Below are 20,719 nucleotides of genomic sequence, written 5' to 3'. Positions count from 1 at the left end.
TCGCTGGGTATCGTTTGTTCGCGGTTGTGTCGGCTCGAAAACGAGGAGTGCGCGGTGGATTTCAAGAACCTGGCGAATAAGGCCCTGGACCTGGCCCAGCAGAATGCGGACAAGGTGGATACCGCCATCGATAAGGTGGGCGATCTCGTCGACAAGCAGACCGACGGTAAGTTCGCGAACCAGGTCGACGCCGCGCAGGAGGCCGCCAAGAAGGCTGTCCGCAAGGACGGCTGAATCGCCGACCCTTTCGAGCGACCTGCAAGCAGTCGCTACGGCGTGGCGGAGGCGGATATGCCGATCCGCCATTCCCGCGGTCAGCTCTGTTCGCGGGCGAGCAGCGGAATGATGGTCGCGCTATCGGTGACCATCGCGTGCCCCTGGAATTCGAAATCGTCGTAGGCGCGGGCCATTGCCTCCTTATCGCGCCCGCCCACGGCATCGCTGATGATCACCGGCACGAAGCCGAGATCGGTCGAATGGGTGACCGTCGGCGCGATGCCGATCTCCAATGCGACACCCGCGATCGCGTATGCGCCGATGCCGAGATCGCGCAGCACCGCGGCCAATGGCGTGCCCTCGAATGCCGACATCGAGGTCTTGTCGAAGATCACCTCATCCGCCGTCGGCCGCAGCTGCGGGACCAGTTCGAAGGCCGGGGTATCGCGCTGCAGGATGAACTTCACGTCATCGACATCGTCGACCTGCTGCCAGCTCATGGCCATTCGCAGCGCGAAGGTTCCACTCAGGCGGCGCGGCAGGAAGAAATGGCGCAGGAAGATGATCGGGTAACCGCCGCGCCGTGCCGCCTCGACCACGCGCGCGACCCGCTCGATGATCTCCGGACCGTCCGGCAGCTGGGACAGCACACCGACCTGCATGTCGTAGACGATCACCGCCATGCGGTGCGGCGCACACACATCGGCGAGTTCTTCGGGAATGTCCAGTCCGTTGCCATGCCGCATGGTCAGCTCACTCCTGTTCGATACCGATCACATTCGGGATACGGCCCGACGGTGTTTCGGTTGCGCGATAGCCACTTTCGAAGCGCGCCGAGGCGTGCTCGGTCCCAACTGTAACCATGTCGGAAATCGGACACGCATGGCGGCGCCGATGCCCGCCTGTGTCCGTTGCCGGGCCTCTGAACAGGCAGTACCGTGGTGGCATTCGAGGCCGGGCGAAGTCGGCGCCGACGCGTTCCCGGCGCACTGTGCGTCGCGCCGCGTCGGAAAGTGGAGGCCCCGATGAAGATTTTCTCTGCACCATTCGTCGGCGGTAATCGGAGATTCGGCGCTCTGTCGATCCTGATCGTTCTCGCGGTTGTGGCATTCGCCGTCGTCCCCGCTGCCACGGCGGTGCCGACTCCGGATCAGGATCCGTTCTACGTGACATCGGTAGATCCGGGTCTGCAGCCAGCGGGTGCTGTGCTGCGGACGCGCTCGATCGCGTTGTACGGTCTGCCGCTTCCGGTTTCGGCGTGGCAGGTGCAATACCGGACCAACGATGCGGACGGTGTGCCGATCGCGGGTATGGCCACCGTCTTGGTACCTCTCCTACCGTGGTTCGGTCCTGGTCAGCGGCCGCTGCTGTCGTATCAGATCGCCGAGGACAGCCTCGACACCCGGTGCGCGCCGTCGTACGCGTTGCGGGGTGGCTGGGATCTCGGCGGTGCGAATACCTATATCGACACACTGTTTATCGCTGAAGCGCTGCGTCGCGGCTGGGCGGTGGTTACCAGCGATTACGAGGGGCCCGATTCCCGGTTCCTGGACGGCGTCGATGCGGGCCGTGCGGTGCTCGATGGCATCAGGGCCGCTCGTGCGCTCGCACCGGACGGCGTCGGTCCGGCGAGCCCCATCGGGGCGTGGGGCTATTCGGGCGGTGCCTTCGCGACGCTGTGGGCAGCGCAGATACAACCGCAGTATGCGCCCGATATCCGGTTCGCCGGGATCACCTCGGGCGGGGTGCCCGCCGATTGGCCCGCCATGGCGCATGGTGTCGACGGCACCGTGCAAGCGGGTCTGGGCATGCTCGTCTTGATCGCGATCGCGAAGAACGAGCCGAATTCCGGTGTGCCGGATCTGCTCAACGAACGCGGTCGCAGTGCCCTCGCCGAGGATGCCTCGGCCTGTGGTCCGGATTTCGTCTTGAAATACGTCAATGCACATGTGGACGATTTCGCGGCGGTGCCGGATGTGTTCTTCCATCCGGTATTTCGGGCGGCGACCGACCGACAGGAGCTGGGCGGCAGTGCGCCGACCATGCCGATGTACCTGTACCACAGCACAACCGATGATGTGATCCCGGTTGCGGGCTTCACCGACCTGGTCGGCCGATACTGCGCACAGGGTGCCGATCTCACCTCCGTGCTTTCGGTACTGCCCGGACACAATGGGGCCGCCATCGGTGAGGCGCCCGCTGCGATGGGTTTCCTCGCCGATCGTTTCGCGGGGGTTCCGGTAGTACCCGGCTGTTCCGGACGATAGCACGAAAAATGCGGCGCGCTATGGGGATTCGCCGCGCGCCGCGTTCGGAGTGCGTTTGCGGTACTACTTGACCGGCGTGTCCTGCCATTTGGTGGTGCCGGGCTCGGCGGCGAGGGTGCTGATCAGATCGATGCCCGCGATGATCAGTGTCGGTCCGCCGACCACAAGGGTGCCGATAATGCCACCGATGCCCGCGCCCGCGATGACGCTGGCGATGACGGTTGGTCCGCCGATGATGCCGGTGAGGCCGACCAGGGCGCCGATCACCGTGCCGAGAAAGCCGCCGATGGCGGTGGCGAGGCCGAACTGGGACAGGAAGTTGTCCTGCGCGCGCAGGTTCTCGCGCGGTGACGCGATCGGCGTCGCCACCGGCCGCGCCTGCGTGTAGTCCTTGACCGCGGTGAGCTCCAGCACTTTGCCCGCGTCGCGGATCTCATGCGGCAGTGTGAACTCCAGACCGTCCTGCCGGAACGACAGCGGCAGCGTGACCACTGTATTGCCCGCGATGTCCTTGATCTGCACGGTGTTCGCGGACGTCTGGAAGGACCCGTCGGTCAGTGTGGTGACGATCTTGTCGCCCACCAGTTTTGCCTCGTACCCGATATCGGGTGTGGGCGCGGCACCCGGCTGCGCATACGAGGTACCCGCGCCGACCGCGACAGCGGCGACGATGGGCACTGCGGCCGCGGTGATCTTGCGGAGAATCATTCCGGTGGTCCAATCTTCATCAGTTTGTGCAAGCCGTAGCAACGCTCCGCACACGAAAAATCCTCCCCCCGACGCTGTGCAGAGCCACGATGTGATCTAGAGAACGCACTCCGGGGACACCGTACCGCGCACAAAAGGTTTAGAGGAACGCTTTTCGGGGTATTCGATATTGCTCACATGACGAATCTTGTTATAGCTCTTCGCTATTCGATCATGATCCCGACTGCTGCAAGACATTGATGGCACGCGCGATCACCAAGATCACCAACACCAATGAGATCGTCGATTGCAGCATCATCGTCGCCTTGGCCCAGCGCGACATCGGCATCACATCGGTCGGGCTGAATGCCGTCGCGTTGGTGAACGCCAGATACAGATAGTCCAGGAACTGTGGCTCCCACTCGGGTTCGGCCAGTTCCGGGCTCTGCATCTGCACGAATAGGAAGTCCGGTAATGGTTTTCGCGCATATGCGCGGGCCGCGGGTCCGCCGCGATCGAACTCCCAGTACCAGAGCCCGAACACCACCACATTGGTCACCCAGACCGCCCCGCCGGATACGAGCAGTTCCACGGGATCGGTGAGGGTCCCATCGATCAGTCGGAACACCAGTCGACCCGCCGAAACCGCCGTGGCCAGACTCAACAGCCCGGTCAGCAGGAGACCGCCATTGCGCAGCCACCGCTCTTCCCGGTTGAGCCGGAACGGATTCGCCACCACCAGCACACCGAGCAATAGGACCTCGAGTGCGGGCAGCAACAGCCAGGCGGGTTGCTGCCGGAGTTCCCTCGGCGCGACCTGCAACACCACGATCACCAGTACGGCGAGCGTCGCGGCCCACCGCGACTCACCCTCCGTCTTGCGTTGCCAGGCAGGCACATCGTCTTGGTCCGGCACAGGGGCCAGTATCGCCGATCAGGTCAGCAGATCGAGGACGACCGCGCCGAGGCAGACCGCGATCACAATCGTCAGCGCGATCGCGTCATTGCGTCCGGGGGAGCTCGGTCGGGCCGTGAGCTGGCCGGTGCCGCCGCGTGCGGTGATGGCCTCGCCGAGTTCGGTTGCCCGGCGGCTGGATACCGCCATGGCGGCGGTGAGAATATCGACGAGCGGATTATCGGCGGCGCGATTGAGCAGGCTGTCCTTCGGGCGCAGTCGGCGCGCCGCCCGCAGCACCCGGATCTCGTCTATCAGCAGCGGCAGCCCGCGCAGTGTCAGCGCGATGACCACGGCCCATTCGTCGACGGGCACTCGGAATTTGCGCAGCGGGGCACCCAATTTGGCCAGCGCGGGGGCGATATCGCCCATCGGGGTGGTCCAGGCGATCAGGAATGAGGCGGCCAGCAGGATCAGGCCGAAGACCGTGACATTGAGGTAGCGCAGCAGGGCTTCGCTGCCCACCGGCACATTGAGCAAGGCGCCGATACCGAGCACGGACCAGAACCACCACGGCAGTCGCGGCAGCGTGCTCAGCGGCAGTCGGGCCGCCACCCCGATCGCGATCAGGAATACGACCATCGAGCCGAGCACCGGCCAGGACGGCAGGAACATCAGCACCACGCTGATGAGGAATGCCCCGATGATCTTGGTTCCGGCCCAGAGGCTGTGCACCGGACTGGAAACCGGCACCTCGCGGAACAACACCGCACCCATCATCGACCTCCGTTCCCGAGTCGCCACGCCGGATCGCCTGGGCGCGGATCCGGCATTGTCGCGCGGGAATTCAGCTGGTGCGCGGGCGCATTCGCGGTATCGAGGATCGGATCGGTCTCCAGAATGCGTCCGGCCTCTAGATGCACCGTCCGGTCGCAGACCGCGGCCATATCGTGCACGTCATGTGAGATGACGATCAGGGTGAGTCCGGAATCGCGCAGGTGGGAAAGCAGATCCACGACTTCGGCGCGGCCCTGCGGGTCGAGTCCGGCCAGCGGCTCGTCGAGCACGACGACCGGCGCGTGACTGGCCACAATGGCCGCGAGCACCACGCGCTTGGCCTGGCCGCCGCTGAGTTCCTCGATGGAGCGTACGGCGAGCGCGCGATCCAACCCCACCGCATCCAGTGCGCGTCCGACCGCACCGGAGCCGGTGGCTCGTCCACCCCAGTCCGCGATTTCGTCGCCGACCGTCTGTTTCTGCAGCTGCAGTCGCGAGTGCTGGAATGCCAATTTCACCCGGCCGATCTGTTTCGCGATCGGCTTGCCGCCCAATTCGCAACGGCCGGAACTCGGTTCGATCAGTCCGGCCATGATCCAGGCCAGCGTGGATTTGCCGGATCCATTGCCGCCCACCACGAGTAGCGCCTCGCCGCGCCGGACGGTCAGGTCGACGCCGTGCAGAGCCGGTGCGGCCCATGGTGTTCCGCGATCATAGGTGTGGCGGACCGCGCTCAGCCGCAGAATGGTTTCGCCCATCGGTCGGCGTCGGACCTCCCCGCCCGGCCGCGGCCAGGCGGGCAGTCGCTCCACCGTCCGGCCCCCGGCCAGATGCACTACCCGATCGGCGGCGGCCGCATCGGCCTCGTGATGGGTGACCAGCACCACCGCCATCGGATGGCGTTTGGGCAGTCCGGCCAGAAGTGCGACGAGATCGCGGCGGCCGTCCGGATCGATCATCGCGGTGGCCTCGTCGGCAATGAGCAGGGCCGGGCGCCGAGCCAATGCCGCGGCCACCGCCAGTCGCTGCTGCTGACCGCCGGACAGGGTCGCGGTCTCGCGATCGCCCATACCGTCCAGGCCGACCTCACGCAGTAGGCCATCGATATCGACGGCGGCGGCGAGTTCGGTGGGCAGACCCCACACCACATCGTCGGCCGCGAGCACGCCGAGGGTCTGACTCTCCGGCCGCTGCAGCACCAGTGCGGTGCCGCCCAGGTGACCGAGGCCTGCCGCGCCGGGCCGGTCCACGCTGCCGGTGGTCGGCGGATATCCCGCGAGCAGCCGGGTCAGCGTCGATTTGCCGGATCCGTTGTGACCGACAATGGCCACGAATTCGCCGATACCGACGGTGAAATCGATCCCGGACAGCGCATCCACCGACGCGCCCGGATAGCGGAAGCCGACCGCACGCAGCCGCACCGGCAGCGGGGCTATGGTGCGGTCGTCGGGTGGTGCGTCGAGCCGGTCCTGGCTGGGTAGCCAGGCCAAACGGTCGAGTACCGAGCCGAGTACGAACCAGGAGATCACCGCCGTCACGATGATGCCCACCAGCACACCGCCGCCGATCAGGACCCACCACCAGCGGATCGCGGCGTCCGCGGCATCGGCGATCCCGCGTCCGAGCGGTTCCAGTTGGGGCTGCCGCGCCACCATCCGCTCCAAACCCTCCGCGGTGCTGCGGATGGTGTCGAACAGCAGATCCCGGGACCGGGACAGCACCAACAGCGAGCCGACGGCGAACGCCGCGAAGCCGAGACCGGCGAGTACCGATAATCCGAGCGCCGCGGGCAATCCGCCGCGCCGGCGTTTGACGGTGCCGATAATGCCCGCGATGGTGGCCGAGCTGAGAATGCCGAATGCGGGCACGATGCCCGCCGCGACAAAGCAGACCAGCACGGCCGACCCGGTCGCGGTGATCAGGGTACGCAGCCGATAGCGGTGCGCGATCATCGCCAGCGGCACCGCCGCGACCAGCTGCAGTGCCGCGGCGACCGGAATCAGCGCGCCGACGGTGACCAGCGCGACGGTGGCACCGCCGAGTACCGCACCCACCGCCAATTCGATCGGGCGCAGCGCTCCGCGCTCGATGGTGCGGTCGGGCAGATCACTCACGGGACAAGTCTGCCAGGATCCTGTGCAGAGTTCGTGTGGTCTTTCTGTGGAGAGCTTGTGCGTCAGGCGACGGGGGTCAGGTCGTAGTCGGCGGCCTTCAGCTTGCGGACGCGACGGCGATAGGCGAGCTGCGGCCCCGGCCAGTTGTTCGTGATCCGACCCGAAGCAGTGCGGTACCAGCTGGAGCAGAAGTTCCACGGTGTGCGTGCGAGGCGCTCCTGGACGGCGGTATTGAATTGCGCCTCCGCCTCGGGACGCACCTCGAGCACATGGCCGGGACGTTCGGCGAGTAGTTGTACGGCCTGGCGGATATAGCGGGCCTGCGATTCGATCATGTAGATGATCGAGCCGACGCCGAGATTCGTATTCGGTCCGTAGACCAGGAACAGATTCGGGAAGTCGGGCACGGTAATGCCGTAGTAGGCGTGCGCGCCGCCCTGCCAGGCATCGGAGAGCTTGCGGCCCGCGCGGCCGTAGATATTCATCGGCCAGAGGAATTCGGTGCCCTTGAATCCGGTGCCGTAGATGATCACCTCCGCCTCGTGCACGGTGCCGTCGGCGGTGCGCACGCCATTCGGCACGATTTCGGTGATGGCGGTGGTCTCGACCTGCACATTCGGCTCGAGCAGCGCCGGATAGTAGTCGTTGGAGAACAGGCCGCGCTTACAGCCGATCGGATAGTCGGGGGTGAGTTTGGCGCGCAGGTGTGGATCCGGGACCTGTTCTTCCAGATGTTTCGACGCGATCTGCGCGACCCCCCGTGCGATCCACGGAAATTCGACCAGGCCGAGCGCGATGAATTCGGCGATGGCCCACCAGCCGAAGCGTTCGACGAGCAGGGCGCCGGGTAGGCGCGCGAAGAGTTTGTGCTGGATCGGGGTGTAGTCGGTATCGAATTTCGGCAGCACCCAGGCCGGTGTGCGCTGGAACAGTGTGAGGTGTTCGACCTGCGGCTGGATCGCCGGAATGTACTGAATGGCGCTGGCGCCGGTACCGACGCAGGCGACGCGCCTACCGGTCAGCTCGACGCCGTGATTCCATTCGGCGGAGTGGAAGGAGCGGCCGGTGAAGGTGTCGATGCCCGGAATGTTCGGCAGGGCCGGCCGGGACAATTGGCCGACCGCGGAGATGAGTACATCGGCGGTTCGGGCCGTGCCATCCTTGGTTCGTACGGTCCAGCGGCCGGAGTCGTCGTCGAATTCGGCATCGGTCACCTCGGCGCCGAAATGGATCGCCTCCAGCAGGCGGTGCCGCTGGGCGACACCGCGCAGGTAGTCGTGGATCGCGGCCTGTCCGGAATAGCGCTGCGGCCAGTCCGGCTTGGGCTCATAGGAGAAGGAGTACAGCGGCGACGGCACATCGCAGGCGGCACCGGGATAGGTGTTCTCCCGCCAGACGCCGCCGATATCGGTACCGCGCTCCAGGATGGTGATATCGTCGAAACCGTTGCGCCGCAATTCGATTGCCATCCCGATGCCACCGAAACCGGCACCGATGATGATGACCGAGGGCCGCTGGTCAGTCGTCATATGTGGCACTCCTCACAGCAGGTAGCTGAGATCCACTCTAGGACTGCCGGTCGGATTTCGGGGCCGACCCTTTGACCGACCTGCAAGCAGTCGCTACTGACCCTTTCGAGCGACCTGCAAGCAGTCGCTACTGACCCTTTCGAGCGACCTGCAAGCAGTCGCTACGGCGGGATATCGAGATTTTCGGCCATAATGTCCGCTGTGGAGCGGGTACAGGATCCGGGCATCCGCGACTGGAATTTTCCGCGCGGCGTCGCCAGCGTGGCACTCATGGTCGGCTATGCCGGTGAGCACGGCGTTCCGGTCGCGCACATGCTCGCCGGAACCGGGTTGACCGAGGCCATGCTGCATGATCCGGACGCGCAGCTCGACGCGCGCACCGAACTCGCCGTCATCCGCAATCTCGTCCGTGAACTCGCCGATACGCCCGCGCTCGGGGTCGAGATCGGCCGCCGCTATCGGATCACCACCTTCGGTATCTTCGGCTTCGCCTGCGTCAGCAGTCCGACGCTGGGTGAGGCGATCTCGTTCGCGCTGCGCTATCTGGAGTTGAGCTTCACCTTCTGCCTGCCCGTCGCGCAGTGGCGGGCGGGCGAATTCATCGCCTGGGTGCACGACGAATCGATTCCGGCCGATGTACGCCAGTTCCTGGTCGAACGCGATGTGACCGCCATGCATCAGGTCATGAGCGATCTGATCGGTAAACAGCTGCCGCTCACCAGGGCGGAATTCCGGTTTCCCGAGCCGGCATACGTCGATCGGATTATGGAGGTCACCCAGGTGCGGCCGCGTTTCGGGCGGCAGCACAATCTGTTCACCATCGATCCGGCAATGTTGGAACAGCCACTGCCGCAGGCCAATGAGCACACCTGGGCCATGTGCCTGGCGCAATGCCGGGAACTGGTGGACCGTCGCCGCGCTCGCACGGGTATTGCGGCCGAGGTGCGCGAACTCCTGCTGCCAGGCGGTGCCGACGGATTCGCCGCCCCACGCGGCATCGACTCCGTCGCCCGCGATCTCAATATGAGCACCCGCACGCTGCGCCGCCACCTCGATGCCGCAGGCACCAGCTATCGCGCGCTGCTGGATGAGGTGCGCCGCGCACTCGCCGAGGAAATGCTCACCGCCACACCGCTTTCGGTCAGCGATGTGGCCATCCGGCTCGGCTACGCCGAATCCTCCACCTTCATCTACGCCTTCAAACGCTGGACCGGCGCGACACCGGCCGCCTACCGCCGGGCACGGGCGGTGCGGTGCTGATTCGGCTGGGTGCCGATCCGGCCGCCCATCGCCACACTACGGAAATGTGTTGTGATGCGGTGATTTTCGTCGATGACGTGCAGGGCGACGGCTGGATCCGGTGCGTAGTCCATGACGTGGTGGGGTAGTTCCAGTTCCCACTCCCCGCCGAGTACGGAGGCGGTGCTCGGTGCGATCAGCAGTGGGCGGCCCGCGAAGGTGGTTGTGGCGGCGGAATGCGCATGTCCGGTGACCACGCCGACAATGCGTTCGTCGTCGGCGACCACCTCGGCCAATTTCTCGGGTTCGGCCAGTGCGATCTCATCGATGATCGGGCTGAACAGATGTGCCGGCGGATGGTGCAGCGCAAGGAGTACGGGAGCGTCGGCGGGTGCGGTGGCGAGTACGCCGCGCAGCCAGTCGTAGGTTTCTTCGCTGAGTCGGCCGCCGGATTCGCCCGGAACACTGGAATCCAGCAGGGCCACGGTCAGATTGCCGACCCGATGCGCGTGGTTGATCGGCGCGGTCGATGCGGGTTCGCGGAGCAGATCCGCGCGGAAGGCGGCGCGGTCGTCGTGATTGCCGGGCAGGGCGTAGACCGGGATATCGGTGTCGAGCGCGACGCGCGCCTCGGCGTACTGCTCGGATTTACCCGAATCGGTGATATCGCCGGTCACCAGAATGGCATCGGGCCTGCGCCGAAGATCGGCGAGATAGGCCATCACCCGCTCGACGCGTTCGGCATTGCGGGTGCCGAGATCGAAATGGGTATCGCTGACCTGAGCCACCAGGATCATCGGCGTTCGCTTTCTCTGGAGGATCGCTTCATTGCGTCAGAGTGTGCCGACGTTGTGCGCTGACACCTCTTCAGGCTAGATGACCTGCGGGTTCCGCGTCGTCATGAGGCTGGCCACCGGTATCAGGCCGCGGGGTCGGAAGTGGTCGCGGGCACACCGGGTCAGCTCGGCGGCTCGGCGACCGACGCCCACAGCGTCTGCAGTGACCGCAGGAATACCTTGCGATCGGCGGCGGGGAGTTGGGCCAGCAGGTGGTTCTCCTGCTCCTGGATATCGCGTTGCGCCTGGTCGCGGGTGGTCCGGCCGACCGGGGTGAGCGAAATCAGGCGTGCGCGCCGGTCGGTCGGATCGGGATCGCGCCGGATGAGCCCGCGCTGCTGGAGTTCGTCGAGTGTGCCGATGATGCGCGTCTTATCCGCGCGGATCTTTTTGGCCAGTGCGGCCTGGGTGTAGACGGGTTCGTCGTCGAGTCCGAGCAGAACCACGTAGCCCCACATGGTCAGGCCGTGCCGGTCGAGGACGGGCAATTCCGCGGCGGCGAGGGCGCGGCCGAGCGGCGCGATCATCGCGGCGAGATCGGGGCGCTTTTCCGGCATGGGTAGAAAATACCGCTTGGCTTATGATAAGCATCAGCTTACGATAAGCAGGTGCTTATTAATCTATCGAGAGGACAGCGATGACCACCGATTCCGAAACCGCCGCCGAGCTCGGGGCCCTCAGGTCGCTGGGGACGCAGGTCGATTTGATCGCCCTCGATGCCCAGGCCGTGCGCGCCAGCATTGAAGTCGTTTCCCGCCTGACCGCCGCCGATTTGAGCAAGCCGACGCCCTGCGCGGGATGGACGCTGCACGGGTTGCTGGCGCACATGATCACCCAGCACTACGGTTTCGCGGCTGCCTCCCGCGGCGAGGGTGACCTCTCGCTGTGGCGGTTGCGTCCGTTGGGCGCGGACCCGGTCGCGGACTACCGCGCCGCCGCCGAACATGTGCTGGCATCCTTCGCCGAGGACGGCGTGCTCGACCGGACCTTCCCGCTGCCGGAGTTCACCCGCGCCTTCGAATTCTCCGGAGCCGAGGCGGTCAGCTTCCACTTCGTCGACTATGTGGTGCACTCCTGGGATGTCGCCCGAACCCTCGGCCGCACAGTGCATTTCGACGACGACCTGCTCACCGCCGCACTATCGGTCGCCGAGATCGTCCCCGGTGGGCCGGCCCGCGTAGCGCCCGGCGCCGCCTTCGGTCCGGTCATCACCTGGTCCGGCGATTCCACACTCGACGAAATCCTCGCCATCCTCGGCCGTTCCCCGAGCTGGCCGGAGTAGTCGCCGCTGTCGACCGCGCCGTCAGCGAGGAGGCGACCATGCGGGTGCCGGGGCCTTGCCGTCGAACCTCGCCGAGTTGGGTGCCGATTCACTCCCGTTGCCTGGGCGCATCCGGACGAGCGACGGCCCACCATTATCGGCCGCTCGCCCCAGGGCTGAGCCGTGGGGAGGCAGGGTGCATCGGTGTCGCTGGTGCAATGCTTCGACTGGAGTGATCAGCGCGCGATTCGGCGTGCCGCGCGCGTGACTCCGGGCCAGTTCGTGCGTGGCCTGCATGAACGTGAACAGCCTCGGACTCGGCTCTGCAGTGCCGTGCGCGGCCGCCGGAGCTGTGCGGATGGGCATTGCCTGCTTCGCTGTCCGAGGGCTGCGGGCGTGCGCCGGCGGCGCATCGTTTGGCGCGCCGCGCACGCATTGCCGTGCTTGGGCGGGCACAGAGGTGCGCGGCGTCGGGGGGAGGCTAGTCGGCGGTGCGGAGGAGGTGGTCGGCGTGCTGGAGGAGGGCGGTGGTGTCGGGGGTGGGATGGAGGGGGCGCCAGAAGTCGGGGGGTGGGGTTGCTTGGAGGGTGAGGGTTGGGGGTGTGCGCCAGGGGGCGGCCAGGGCGAGTTGCCAGGAGTGGAGGTAAGTGCGGTCGTATCGGGCGGATTTGTCGAATAGGGGGTCGCCGACGATGGGGTGGCCGATCCAGGCCAGGTGGACGCGGATCTGGTGGCGGCGGCCGGTGATCGGGCGCACGGCGAGCAGGGTGTGGGCAGCGGTGCGCAGGACCGTCGTGAACCGGGTTGTCGACGGATAGTTCTTGGTGGCCAGGAGATCCGCGTCATCGACGAACCAGCGGCCCGCCCGCTCGTGAATGCACTCGCGAGGTGCGGCGATCCGCACCCGGTTCTTGCGGCCGATGCTGAGCGGCAGTTCGATGACGCCGCGATCGGGCAGGCCGGTCGATTCGACGATCGCCAGATATGCCTTCTCGGCCGTCTGCTTATTGAACTGCCTGGTCAGCTGCCCGTGCGCGGCCAGATCCTTGGCCAGCAGCACCAGTCCGGAGGTCACCTTGTCGATCCGGTGCACCGGATACAGCGTTTCCCCCGCCGCGGCCGCCGCCTCGACGATATCGCTGTCGTGCCGCTCCCCGGTCACCGAAATCCCGGCGGGCTTGTTCAACGCCAGCACCGCCGCGTCCTCCGCGACAACGCAGCTCCTGCGCAACTCCGCCCACTCGAACTCCACCGGACGAGCTTAGGTTGTTTCACGCACCACCTCGCCCGGCGGAGCGGTCTTACGAGCGACGTTCGCGGCCCGTCGCGCGTCCGCGCCGAAGGCGCGGCCACCGAACACAGCCGAGCCGTCGAAGCGCGTGCGCCGCAGGCGCGGGACTCGCCCGTTCGGCGCGTGTACATCAGGTGCCGAACGTTCCGTCATCAGTGACCACAACGGAGCGAGTTCTACGAGCGAACACGCCGCGCCGAAGGCGCGGCAAATTAGACACAGCGGCGGAGGGTGTGCGGGCGTAGGCGGTTGAAGCCGCGGACGCGGACGCTGCGCAGATTGCGGATATCGAACTCCGGATTGCCGTCCAGGGCCGCGGCGGCCTCGTCATCGACGAGGACGGTGCCCGGTCGGGCGACACCGGTGAGCCGGGAGGCGATATTGACCACCGAACCGTACAGATCACCGAAGCGCTGCAGCACCGGACCGTATGCCACGGCGACCCGCAGCTCCGGTGTGCCGCCGACCATCATTGTGCTCTCCTGGATGGCCAGCGCGATTCGGGCCGCATCGGCCGGATCCTCGGCCGCGAACATGACCTCGTCGCCGACATTCTTGATCACCCAGCCGCTGTTCTCGGTGATCGCGGCGGTGGTGGTGGATTCGAATGCCTCCAGCAGCATGGACAGTTCGTCCGGATGCAGATGCCTGGTGAGCCGGGTGTAGCCGACCATATCGGCGAAGCCGACCGCCAGCTCGCGCACCGCCTCACCCGCTGTGGTGCCCGGGTCGAGGGACCGGGCCAGGGCGGCGGCAAGATGGCGCCGCCACGCGTAGGTATTGAGCTGTTCGAGTGTGGAGATGGCCGCCTCGGTGGCGGCGCGTGCGATTTCGGCCGGATCGGTACCGGGTGCGGCCTGGGCCATCCGGGTGCTGATCTCGGCGAGCACCACGTCGACCTGCCATTCGGCGAGGCGTGCCATACCTTGGCCGAGGGTGCGTGCGGTCGCGGCCTGCTGCCGGGAATCCGCCGAGGCGAGCACATCGAGCGCGCGGAAGTTGCGCACCGCGGCGACATCGGCGTCGGTGTAGTCGACGGTGGCGGCGTCGAGACCCGCCGGGAACCCGAGTGCCGTCCACAGCCGCTTGGTCAGGTCGGTGGTCGTCCCGGATTGTTCGGCGACCTGGGCCCGGTTGTAGCGGCGCGGTCCGTCGAGCAGATACGACTCCACGACCGACTCGACCAGCTCGGATATCTCGGTGGGAACCATGATCGGTACCTTACGGGCCACGCGGGCGCCCATGGCGGCAACCGACCAGGTGACAGTCGCCGCGGTCCGTGACTGTGATCGGTCACAGTCAACTCAGGTGCAGCCACTGTCCGGTCGAGGGCACGCCCCGATCGTCCACGACGAACACCAGGTACCAGCCCGGTGGCGCGAGTGCCGGATTCGACGGCAGCGTCATGGTCACGGAATTCGGTGCGGTGCTGGTGAATTCGAGATCGATCAGCCGTTGCTCGTTATCGGAGGAGTGGGTGCACGCGCCAGGTCGGACGAGATTCACCTCGCGCAGCGTGGCGGCGGTGGTCGCGGTAACGGTCGCGCCGTAGGCGACGGTGTCGGTCGCGAGTGCGAGCTGCGGTCGCTCGCCTTGGAAAAGATAAGCCGGCCAATAGGTTTCGATGCGTAGCTCTTCGGTTTTACGCGCCGGATTCGAGCCCGCCGTGATCACCTTGCCATCGGGGGTGAGCAGGGCGATGGAGTGATACAGCCGCGGCACCCGGCAGGGCGCGGTGTGCATCCAGGTGTCCATCGCCGGATCGAAGATCTCCGCGTGTGGCGGCGCGTCGTGCGCCATTTCCTCCATGCCGGAACCACCGGTGGCCAGGACCGTTCGATCCGGGAGCAGGACGGCGCTCAGATGCATCCTGGCATGATCCATCGGCGGTGCCGGTTGGTATTCCGGTGTCGCCGAGGTCAGATCGACGATTCTGGCATCGGCCAAAGCCGGTGCGGGACTGTGCATATCGTAACCGCCGCCGCCGAGGATCATGACCCGTTGCCGCTGCGCCGGTGGCAGCAGCACGCTCGCGGACTGATTGCGTGATCCCGGATCGGTGAGACCTGGCACCTCCACGGTGGCGCCGGTCACCGGATCCCAAATCGACGGCCGCATACCGTTGTTCGCACCGTATTGGCCGCCGGTGTAGAACAACCTGCCGTCGGCGAGCAGCACCAGATGGCCGTACATCGGGATCGGGCCGGGAGATGGCAGCTGGGACCAGGATTCGGTGGCGGCGTCGAAAAGTTCCGGAATGACGGACAGGAAGTTGTCGGCACCGAGACCCGATACCGCGACGATATTTCCGCTCGGCAGCGGCGCCAGCGCGGGATACCAGCGGCCGAAAGCCATATCCGGCCCGGCATTCCAGGTCAGCGTCGCCGGATCGAAGATCAGTGCGTCCTTCAGTCCGTAGAACGGGTCATAGCGTTCGGTACCGCCCGCCGCGAGCAGCCGGCCGTCGGGCAGGAATGCCTGGCCGACGCAGAACAGATCCATCGGGGTCTCGGGCGCGCTCAGACCAGGTCGTGGGTAATGCCAGACGCGCGTGCGGAATTCGTGGGCGTCGTGGCGGTCCGGATCGTTACCGGAACCGGCGAAGAACAGCACGTCGCCGGTGTGCAGTACGGCGGCGTGCACCGGGTTGATCTCGGTGTCGAAATCGAGAATGCGCCACAGGCCCATATGTGGCGCGTGCTCCAGGTCGGTCTCCAGCTCGAGCACGCGCAGATAGCCGGCATTGCGGCCCTCCGGTGCGTCGATGGTAAAGACCACCAGTTCCGGTGCGATGCCCTCGTGTGGCAGCAAAGCCAGTGCCGCGCCTTGATTTTCGGCGAATCCCCAGTCGGTTTTCGTCCAGACGCTCCAGCCGTCGACCGCGTGCCCGGACCCGTCCAGACCCCAGCCGATGGTGTACACACCGGCGTTCACGCCCTCGGGATTGTCGACCGCGAAGACGATCAGTTCCGGCCTGCCATCGCCGTCCAGATCGGTGGCCGCGATGCCCGCGCCCTGGTTTTCCCAGCCGTACCAGTCGGGCACCGCCACCCACGGCGTCCATTCGCCGACCGCGCCATCCGCGGTCAGGCCCTTGGCCAGCCGGAACTGTCCGCTGTTCGGGCCCGGCGGATTGTCGACCGTCAAAACGACCAGGGTGAGCTGCCCATCGATGGTCGTGAGGCAGATGTCGGCGCCCTGGTTTTCCCAGCCGTACCAATCCGGCACCGTGATCCACGGCGTCCAGCCGCCGGTCACCGTGCCGTCGGTGGCCAGATCCCGACCGATCCGGTACCAGCCCTGGTTCTGGCCGGGTGGATTGTCCACGACGAACACCACGAGATCGGAACGGCCGTTGCCGCTCAGATCGCCGATCGCGATGCCCGCGCCCTGGTTCTCCCAGCCGTACCAATCCGGTACCGGCAGCCACGGTCCCCAACTCTTCGTCGAGCCGTCGGCGGCCAGCCCTGTGCCCACCCGATATGACCCGGTGTTCTGCCCCGCCGGATCGTCCACCATGAGTACGACGACATCCAGGGCGCCGTCACCATCGATATCCCCGACCGCGATCCCGCAATCCTGGTTCTGCCACGCGAACCAGTCGGGGACCGGAACGTATTGTCCTGCCACGGAATACATCGTCGCCCCGAACGCGCCGCCGTGCGCGTCATCGGCAGAAGTTGTCCGTTGCTGTGGGCTACGGCTGCTGATACGGCAGCAGGGATTCCCTGGACCAGGTGAGGTTGCCCGCGGTCAGATCGGCGATAACGCTGTCGAGCCAACGCAATTCGGCCTCGGTGATCGCGCGCTGATACTCGTCCTCCAGGATCACCACCCTGGGCAGTCGCATCGCCGCGGCCTGTTCCGCGTCGGCATCCATCTCGGCGAGCTTGGCGCGCACCGACTTTGCGCGCCGCTCCAGTTCGGTGCGGGCGCCATCGGGTCCGAGCAGCATCAGGAACGACAGTGCCGCGGGGAATTCCGGGTACTCGTTGCGCGATTCGCCGATCATCTCGGCCAGCCAATGCGCACACGCCGCGCGGCCCGCATCGGTGATCTCGTAGACGGTCCGCTCCGGATATTGCTGATCGCGGCCGGTCTCGCGGACCGTAACCAGTCCGGCCTCCTGCAGCCTGCCGATTGTCTTGTAGAGCGCGGCGCGTTGGGCGACATTGACGACCTTGTCCTTGCCCCACTCCTTGATCCGCCGCTGGATCGCGTAGGGGTGCATCGGTTCCAGATGCAGGATGCCGAGCAGCGCCATCGCCAGGGGGGAGCGCTTGAACTGCGTCGGTGCCGTCATGCCGACCATTCTAGTGGTGTCTCGACAACTAGGTTCATATGAACTAGTTGCAAAGAAACTAGTTCATATGACACTATTGATTCGCCAGCGGAAGCCGCCCCGAAAGGATCGAAAAATGACCGCAAAGACCGCCACCCGCATCCACGTCGACCACGAGACCGCCAAGCGCCTCGGCAACTGGACCGATGCCGACACCTTCGACGTCACCGCCCGTTACGGCAGCGTGCTGATCGACCTGCGCTCGCCGCAGATCACCGGGGACGGCGAGATCGTCGTGCACGCCGATCTCGATCACGCCATGGTGAAACTGCTCGTCCCGGACGACGCCGTCATCGACCAGACCGAACTGCGCTGGACCGGCCGCGGCCGGGTGAAGGATTTCGCGCGGCCCCGCGACGCCGCGGGGCGCGTCATCCGGCTCACCGGCACCAGCAACCGCAGTGAATTCCGGGTGCACCGTGCGGGTATCGCTGTGCTGTCGGCAATGTTCTCGCGGGAGTTCTTCGAGGATGCGCGCCGGGCGCATCGCGAAGGTACGCATCCGACCGTTGCCGATCCGGCCAATGCGCCGCGTTGATTCGCAGCGATTGTCGGAACGTGAGTGCCCCGATCTCGGTAGATACCGAGGTTGGGGCACTCGGCATTTCCGCGTCGCTAGTCGAGCCCGGTCGTCAGATAGCTGACGAAGAACTCGTTGTTCAGTGCATAGCGGGAGCGTCGCTGCCGGATCAGCGCGATGGCGTCATCGACCGAATGTCCCAGATCGAGCAGCGTCTGCGCGACCACCAGACCAGAACGGTTGTATCCGTACTGGCAGCGCACCATGACGCTGCGGTCGGCGCGAACCGCGGTGGCGGCGATCCTGGCCAATTCACGCGCCGCCGCCCGCTGCTCGGTGCGCAGCACCGCATCGGGAATGGCGAGGTGATGGTGTTCGATATTCGGTCCCGGCCCGTGCCCGTCGGCCTGGTACAGGCTGATCACCACGTCGAATTCGGTTCCGACGATCGCGGGCACCCGCACGCCCTCGGCATTCCCGTAGTGATGCCCACCCATCCACAGCTGTGGCACGATCTCGTTCCACGGCGCATCCGCATCGGGTGTCTGCGCCCTCGGCGGCCGGTCCCACCGCACCATCGTTATCTCCCCGCGTTTCGCCCCAGCTCCTACTACGACGGTACCGCCGTCCCATGCCCTCGCAACGCCTCGAAAAAACCCACAAACGCGAACATTTCGCCGATACCCAGATGCCAGACCACCGCCGACGGCAGTCGACCCCCACCCCCCGTACTGGACAAGGGATCACGTGGAAACCATGGCGGCAAAACGCGAGAAGGCGCCGCTACCAGTTCCACCCGATCTTGATCGCCGGGGGCGAGGGGGCGAGATGTGGAACGTGTTCTAGACAGGTTGGTTGTTTTGTCTTATGGTTGGGGCATGGTGACAGAGTTGTCTCGGCGACCGCAGTTCGAGTTGAGGTCGGCGGAGAGTTGGCGGGATCCGTGGCGGATGTATGGGGAGCTGCGGGCGCATGATCCGGTGCATCATGTTGTGCCCCAGGATGATCCGGCGAGCGACTACTATGTCCTGTCTCGCTATTCGGATGTGTATGCGGCGGCGCGGGATGTCGCGACCTTCTCGTCGGCCAACGGGTTGACCGTCGATTACCGCGACCTCGGTGAGATCGGGCTGCCCGAACCGCGGCCGTTCGTCTTCACTGATCCGCCGGATCACACCACCTTCCGCAGACAGGTCATGAAGGGGTTCACGCCGCGGCAGGTCCGCTCGGTCGAGCCGCAGGTGCGCGCATTCGTCGTCGAGCGGCTGGAGCGGCTGCGGGCTGCAGGTGCGGGCGATATCGTCGTCGAACTGTTCAAGCCGCTGCCGAGTATGGTGGTCGCGCATTATCTCGGTGTGCCGGAACCGGATCGGCCGAAATTCGACGAGTGGACCGATCTCATCATGACCGCCTCCGCGGGTGGCAGTCCGCTCGATGCCCAAGCGGCCATCGGCGAATTGATGCAGTACTTCACCCATTTGATCGAACGCCGTCGCACCGAACCCGCCGACGATACGATCTCGCATCTGGTGGCTGCCGGACTGGGCGCGGATGGCGACTACGCGGGCATCATTTCGATCCTCGGCTTCGCCTTCACGATGATCACCGGCGGAAACGACACCACCACCGGCAATCTCGGCGGCGCGGTGCAATTGCTGACCGAGCGTCCCGATCAGCGTCGGCTGCTGATCGAGAATCCCGCGCTCATCCCCGATGCGGTCGAGGAGTTCTTGCGGCTCACCTCGCCGGTGCAGGGTTTGGCGCGAACCATGGTGCGCGATATCGAGATGCACGGCACCACCATTCCGGCCGGACGCCGCGTGCTGCTGCTGTATGCCTCGGCCAACCGGGACGAGCGCGAATTCGGCGCCGATGCGAGCGAGCTCGATGTGCGGCGGCGGCCCAAGCAGATTCTGACCTTCAGTCATGGCAACCATCACTGTCTCGGCGCGGCCGCCGCGCGCATGGTCGCGTGCGTCGCGCTGGAGGAATTGCTTGCGCGCTGCCCGGATTTTGTCGTCGATATCGACAAGGTGCGTTATGCCCCCGGCAGTTATGTGCGCTGGCCGGATCGTGTGCCGTTCCGGGTGTCCCGATGATGGCCGCGTCACCTGGCGATGCGGGTGGGCCAAGCGATTGGTTGCGCCCCAGGCGTGCCGATATCGCGGCCGAGCAGATCCTCGATGCCGCCGCGCAGCTGTTCGTCGAGCGCGGCGTCACGAATACCGGAATGGGTGATGTCGCGAAGGCCGCTGGCTGCTCGCGCGCCACCCTGTATCGCTATTTCCCTAACCGCCAAGCGCTGCGAATCGCGTTCGTGCACCGCGAAGCTCGTCGGGTCGGTGCCGTGGTCGCCGAGCGGACGCGCGGGATCGCCGATCCGGGTGAGCGCATTGTCGCGGTCATGCGCGCAGCGCTGTACGAGGTTCGCGCCGACCCGACGCTGATCGCCTGGTTCACCGCGAGTGATGCGGGTATCGCCAATGAAATCGGTCAATCCTCCGAGGTCATCGAGGCCATTGCCGCCGGGCTGCTGCCGCCGACCGCCGATCCGGACCGCTCTCGTCTGGCCCGCTGGCTGGCTCGTATCATCATGTCGCTGCTCACCGCGCCCGGTCGGGACGAGGCCGAGGAACGGGTCATGTTGGAGCAGTTCGTCGCGCCGGTCGTCATGGGTGCGTTCGCGAACTGATGTTCTGCGGTTGCGCTGGCAACGAGCAGGCTCGGCTGGGTGATCGCCGAACC

20 protein-coding genes are annotated in these 20,719 nt (G+C 66.1%); 7 read left to right on the top strand and 13 right to left on the bottom strand.

Annotated features, from left to right (window positions below; genetic code table 11):
• The first annotated feature begins 54 nt into the window (after positions 1-54).
• Positions 55-234, top strand: a complete 180-nt coding sequence (locus AB0L58_RS35465) for an antitoxin (RefSeq protein WP_364394150.1) — start codon at positions 55-57, stop codon at positions 232-234.
• An 80-nt stretch (positions 235-314) separates the two neighbouring features.
• On the opposite strand, the gene AB0L58_RS35460 is transcribed toward AB0L58_RS35465, so the two are convergent.
• Positions 315-962 (bottom strand): isochorismatase family cysteine hydrolase, encoded by a 648-nt coding sequence (locus AB0L58_RS35460; RefSeq protein ID WP_364394147.1) that lies wholly within the window; start codon positions 960-962, stop codon positions 315-317.
• 279 nt (positions 963-1,241) lie between these two features.
• Between AB0L58_RS35460 and AB0L58_RS35455 the strand changes: the two genes are divergently transcribed.
• Positions 1,242-2,483 (top strand): lipase family protein, encoded by a 1,242-nt coding sequence (locus tag AB0L58_RS35455; RefSeq protein WP_364394145.1) that lies wholly within the window; start codon positions 1,242-1,244, stop codon positions 2,481-2,483.
• 63 nt (positions 2,484-2,546) lie between these two features.
• Here AB0L58_RS35455 and AB0L58_RS35450 read toward each other — a convergent pair whose 3' ends face one another.
• The 5 genes from AB0L58_RS35450 to AB0L58_RS35430 form a co-directional block, all read right to left on the bottom strand.
• Positions 2,547-3,191 carry an ammonium transporter gene (locus AB0L58_RS35450; protein WP_364394142.1) on the bottom strand — a complete coding sequence of 215 codons (645 nt, stop codon included), beginning with the start codon at positions 3,189-3,191 and terminating at the stop codon, positions 2,547-2,549.
• Positions 3,192-3,402: 211 nt separating this feature from the next.
• Positions 3,403-4,086, bottom strand: coding sequence for a hypothetical protein (locus AB0L58_RS35445; protein ID WP_364394139.1), 684 nt, complete (start codon positions 4,084-4,086; stop codon positions 3,403-3,405).
• Positions 4,087-4,104: 18 nt separating this feature from the next.
• Entirely contained in the window at positions 4,105-4,842 is a 738-nt protein-coding gene (locus tag AB0L58_RS35440; protein ID WP_364394295.1) for an energy-coupling factor transporter transmembrane protein EcfT, read from the bottom strand.
• Complete coding sequence (locus tag AB0L58_RS35435; RefSeq protein ID WP_364394136.1) at positions 4,842-6,956, bottom strand: ATP-binding cassette domain-containing protein; 2,115 nt, start codon at positions 6,954-6,956, stop codon at positions 4,842-4,844. The genes AB0L58_RS35440 and AB0L58_RS35435 overlap by 1 nt, the downstream gene beginning before the upstream one ends.
• A 62-nt stretch (positions 6,957-7,018) precedes the next feature.
• Positions 7,019-8,485, bottom strand: coding sequence for an NAD(P)/FAD-dependent oxidoreductase (locus tag AB0L58_RS35430; protein ID WP_364394133.1), 1,467 nt, complete (start codon positions 8,483-8,485; stop codon positions 7,019-7,021).
• A gap of 201 nt (positions 8,486-8,686) precedes the next feature.
• Between AB0L58_RS35430 and AB0L58_RS35425 the strand changes: the two genes are divergently transcribed.
• Complete coding sequence (locus AB0L58_RS35425; RefSeq protein ID WP_364394131.1) at positions 8,687-9,745, top strand: AraC family transcriptional regulator; 1,059 nt, start codon at positions 8,687-8,689, stop codon at positions 9,743-9,745.
• Here the strand turns inward: AB0L58_RS35425 and AB0L58_RS35420 are convergent.
• Complete coding sequence (locus AB0L58_RS35420) at positions 9,715-10,521, bottom strand: metallophosphoesterase (protein ID WP_364394128.1); 807 nt, start codon at positions 10,519-10,521, stop codon at positions 9,715-9,717. The two genes, AB0L58_RS35425 and AB0L58_RS35420, sit on opposite strands and share 31 nt — an antisense overlap.
• 161 nt (positions 10,522-10,682) lie before the next feature.
• Positions 10,683-11,117 (bottom strand): MarR family transcriptional regulator, encoded by a 435-nt coding sequence (locus AB0L58_RS35415; protein ID WP_364394125.1) that lies wholly within the window; start codon positions 11,115-11,117, stop codon positions 10,683-10,685.
• Between the two features lie 80 nt (positions 11,118-11,197).
• On the opposite strand from AB0L58_RS35415, the gene AB0L58_RS35410 reads away from it, so the two are divergent.
• On the top strand, positions 11,198-11,842 hold the full coding sequence (locus AB0L58_RS35410) for a TIGR03086 family metal-binding protein (protein ID WP_364394123.1): 645 nt from the start codon (positions 11,198-11,200) through the stop codon (positions 11,840-11,842).
• A gap of 460 nt (positions 11,843-12,302) precedes the next feature.
• Here AB0L58_RS35410 and AB0L58_RS35405 read toward each other — a convergent pair whose 3' ends face one another.
• The 4 genes from AB0L58_RS35405 to AB0L58_RS35390 form a co-directional block, all read right to left on the bottom strand.
• Entirely contained in the window at positions 12,303-13,073 is a 771-nt protein-coding gene (locus tag AB0L58_RS35405; RefSeq protein WP_364394121.1) for an RNA pseudouridine synthase, read from the bottom strand.
• A 251-nt stretch (positions 13,074-13,324) separates the two neighbouring features.
• Positions 13,325-14,323, bottom strand: coding sequence for an adenylate/guanylate cyclase domain-containing protein (locus tag AB0L58_RS35400; RefSeq protein ID WP_364394119.1), 999 nt, complete (start codon positions 14,321-14,323; stop codon positions 13,325-13,327).
• 88 nt (positions 14,324-14,411) lie between these two features.
• Positions 14,412-16,742, bottom strand: a complete 2,331-nt coding sequence (locus tag AB0L58_RS35395; protein WP_364394117.1) for a galactose oxidase-like domain-containing protein — start codon at positions 16,740-16,742, stop codon at positions 14,412-14,414.
• 67 nt (positions 16,743-16,809) lie between these two features.
• On the bottom strand, positions 16,810-17,415 hold the full coding sequence (locus AB0L58_RS35390; protein ID WP_364394114.1) for a PadR family transcriptional regulator: 606 nt from the start codon (positions 17,413-17,415) through the stop codon (positions 16,810-16,812).
• 115 nt (positions 17,416-17,530) lie between these two features.
• Here AB0L58_RS35390 and AB0L58_RS35385 point away from each other — a divergent pair, with 115 nt between their 5' ends.
• Positions 17,531-17,992, top strand: coding sequence for a hypothetical protein (locus AB0L58_RS35385; protein WP_364394112.1), 462 nt, complete (start codon positions 17,531-17,533; stop codon positions 17,990-17,992).
• A 77-nt stretch (positions 17,993-18,069) separates the two neighbouring features.
• Here AB0L58_RS35385 and AB0L58_RS35380 read toward each other — a convergent pair whose 3' ends face one another.
• The gene (locus tag AB0L58_RS35380; protein ID WP_364394110.1) at positions 18,070-18,552 is read right to left on the bottom strand and encodes a hypothetical protein; all 483 of its coding nucleotides are present in this window, start codon (positions 18,550-18,552) and stop codon (positions 18,070-18,072) included.
• Positions 18,553-18,852: 300 nt separating this feature from the next.
• On the opposite strand from AB0L58_RS35380, the gene AB0L58_RS35375 reads away from it, so the two are divergent.
• Both AB0L58_RS35375 and AB0L58_RS35370 read left to right on the top strand, forming a co-directional pair.
• On the top strand, positions 18,853-20,073 hold the full coding sequence (locus AB0L58_RS35375) for a cytochrome P450 (protein WP_364394107.1): 1,221 nt from the start codon (positions 18,853-18,855) through the stop codon (positions 20,071-20,073).
• On the top strand, positions 20,070-20,666 hold the full coding sequence (locus tag AB0L58_RS35370) for a helix-turn-helix domain-containing protein (RefSeq protein WP_364394105.1): 597 nt from the start codon (positions 20,070-20,072) through the stop codon (positions 20,664-20,666). Before AB0L58_RS35375 ends, AB0L58_RS35370 begins: the two co-directional genes overlap by 4 nt.
• Positions 20,667-20,719 lie beyond the last annotated feature (53 nt).

It is taken from the genome of Nocardia sp. NPDC052112 (assembly GCF_040680135.1).
Lineage (GTDB): Bacteria > Actinomycetota > Actinomycetes > Mycobacteriales > Mycobacteriaceae > Nocardia.
This window is presented reverse-complemented; position numbering and strand designations above follow the sequence as displayed.

What these genes read in the sequence shown, in the direction of transcription:
- AB0L58_RS35440 (WP_364394295.1), bottom strand. Translation starts at nt 4,842, where the DNA reads ATGGGTGCGGTGTTGTTCCGCGAGGTGCCGGTTTCCAGTCCGGTGCAC.
- AB0L58_RS35420 (WP_364394128.1), bottom strand. Translation starts at nt 10,521, where the DNA reads ATGATCCTGGTGGCTCAGGTCAGCGATACCCATTTCGATCTCGGCACC.
- AB0L58_RS35410 (WP_364394123.1), top strand. Translation starts at nt 11,198, where the DNA reads ATGACCACCGATTCCGAAACCGCCGCCGAGCTCGGGGCCCTCAGGTCG.
- AB0L58_RS35370 (WP_364394105.1), top strand. Translation starts at nt 20,070, where the DNA reads ATGATGGCCGCGTCACCTGGCGATGCGGGTGGGCCAAGCGATTGGTTG.
- AB0L58_RS35455 (WP_364394145.1), top strand. Translation starts at nt 1,242, where the DNA reads ATGAAGATTTTCTCTGCACCATTCGTCGGCGGTAATCGGAGATTCGGC.
- AB0L58_RS35375 (WP_364394107.1), top strand. Translation starts at nt 18,853, where the DNA reads ATGGTGACAGAGTTGTCTCGGCGACCGCAGTTCGAGTTGAGGTCGGCG.
- AB0L58_RS35460 (WP_364394147.1), bottom strand. Translation starts at nt 962, where the DNA reads ATGCGGCATGGCAACGGACTGGACATTCCCGAAGAACTCGCCGATGTG.
- AB0L58_RS35450 (WP_364394142.1), bottom strand. Translation starts at nt 3,191, where the DNA reads ATGATTCTCCGCAAGATCACCGCGGCCGCAGTGCCCATCGTCGCCGCT.
- AB0L58_RS35430 (WP_364394133.1), bottom strand. Translation starts at nt 8,485, where the DNA reads ATGACGACTGACCAGCGGCCCTCGGTCATCATCATCGGTGCCGGTTTC.
- AB0L58_RS35385 (WP_364394112.1), top strand. Translation starts at nt 17,531, where the DNA reads ATGACCGCAAAGACCGCCACCCGCATCCACGTCGACCACGAGACCGCC.
- AB0L58_RS35390 (WP_364394114.1), bottom strand. Translation starts at nt 17,415, where the DNA reads ATGACGGCACCGACGCAGTTCAAGCGCTCCCCCCTGGCGATGGCGCTG.
- AB0L58_RS35400 (WP_364394119.1), bottom strand. Translation starts at nt 14,323, where the DNA reads ATGGTTCCCACCGAGATATCCGAGCTGGTCGAGTCGGTCGTGGAGTCG.
- AB0L58_RS35380 (WP_364394110.1), bottom strand. Translation starts at nt 18,552, where the DNA reads ATGGTGCGGTGGGACCGGCCGCCGAGGGCGCAGACACCCGATGCGGAT.
- AB0L58_RS35415 (WP_364394125.1), bottom strand. Translation starts at nt 11,117, where the DNA reads ATGCCGGAAAAGCGCCCCGATCTCGCCGCGATGATCGCGCCGCTCGGC.